Source organism: Streptomyces sp. NRRL B-24572, assembly GCF_002156145.1.
GTDB lineage: Bacteria > Actinomycetota > Actinomycetes > Streptomycetales > Streptomycetaceae > Streptomyces > Streptomyces vietnamensis.
On record NZ_MWIG01000854.1, the window covers coordinates 1 to 1,177 of the forward strand.

General features: G+C 67.6%; 2 protein-coding genes. One reads left to right on the forward strand and one right to left on the reverse strand.

The genetic code is table 11. From position 1 onward, the window contains the following. A partial coding sequence (locus CCN56_RS37240; RefSeq protein ID WP_086832140.1) for a menaquinone biosynthetic enzyme MqnA/MqnD family protein occupies nucleotides 1-727 on the reverse strand: 727 nt, incomplete at its 3' end. Nucleotides 728-988: 261 nt separating this feature from the next. Between CCN56_RS37240 and CCN56_RS37250 the strand changes: the two genes are divergently transcribed. Further along, a partial coding sequence (locus CCN56_RS37250) for a cold-shock protein (RefSeq protein ID WP_086832139.1) occupies nucleotides 989-1,177 on the forward strand: 189 nt, incomplete at its 3' end.

A 1,177-nucleotide genomic window follows, 5' to 3' on the forward strand; every position in this document is an offset into this window, starting at 1 on the left:
GTTCGGCGTCGAAGGTCTCCCAGCGGGCGGCCTGCTCGGCGACCTTGGCGACCTCTTCGAGGGAGAGGTCGCGGGAGGCCAGGAACGCCTGGTGCACCTCGTGGACGGTCTCCGGCTCGCGCGCCAGGAAGTCCTTGCGGGCCGCCCACACGGCGAAGACGAACGGCAGGCCCGTCCACTCCTTCCACATGAGCCCCAGGTCGTGGACCTGGAGGCCGAGCCGGGGCGCGTCGTGCAGGGAGGCCCGGAGCGCGGCGTCGCCGATCAGGACGGCGGCCTCCGCCTCCTGCATCATCAGGCCGAGGTCCGGCGGGCAGGTGTAGTAGTCGGGCCGGACCCCGTACTGCTCGGCCAGGAGCAGCTGGGCGAGGCGTACCGAGGTGCGGGAGGTGGAGCCGAGGGCCACGCGCGCGCGGTCGAGCTCCGCCAGGGGCCGCTGGGAGACGATCACGCAGGACATGACGGGCCCGTCGCAGCCGACGGCGATGTCGGGGAGCGCGACCAGGTCGTCCGCGTTGCGGAGGTACTCGACGAGGGTGATGGGCCCGATGTCGAGATCGCCCCGGACGAGCCGCTCGCTGAGCTTTTCCGGGGTGTCCTTGGTGAGCTCGAGATCGAGGAGCGTTCCGGTCCTGGCCAGGCCCCAGTAGAGGGGGAGGCAGTTGAGGAACTGGATGTGTCCGACGCGGGGCCGGCTGCGCTGCTGGTCGTCGGTTGCTTTGTCCACATCGCGAGGCTAGACCCGTCTCACGGTGTGGGCATCGGCGGGGCACGCGCGTCAGCACACGGAGCGGAATCAAACATGCGGGTGACGTGATCTTTCCCTCTACCGCCGCGAGCATCCTGCGTGCTACGCTCAACGCAAGTTGCAGTTTGGTTTCCCTTGCAGTACAGAGCCTGCGGAGCATGTGACCCGCAGGCTTTTGTAGTTTTCAGACTTGTTTGCAGGTTCTGGAGCAGGGCGACCCTTTGGCCCATAGGAGGGCTCATGGCTACCGGAACCGTGAAGTGGTTCAACGCTGAAAAGGGCTTCGGCTTCATCGCCCAGGACGGCGGCGGCCCGGATGTCTTCGTCCACTACTCCGCGATCAACGCGAACGGCTTCCGTTCGCTCGAGGAGAACCAGGTCGTGACCTTCGACGTCACGCAGGGCCCGAAGGGCCCGCAGGCGGAGAAC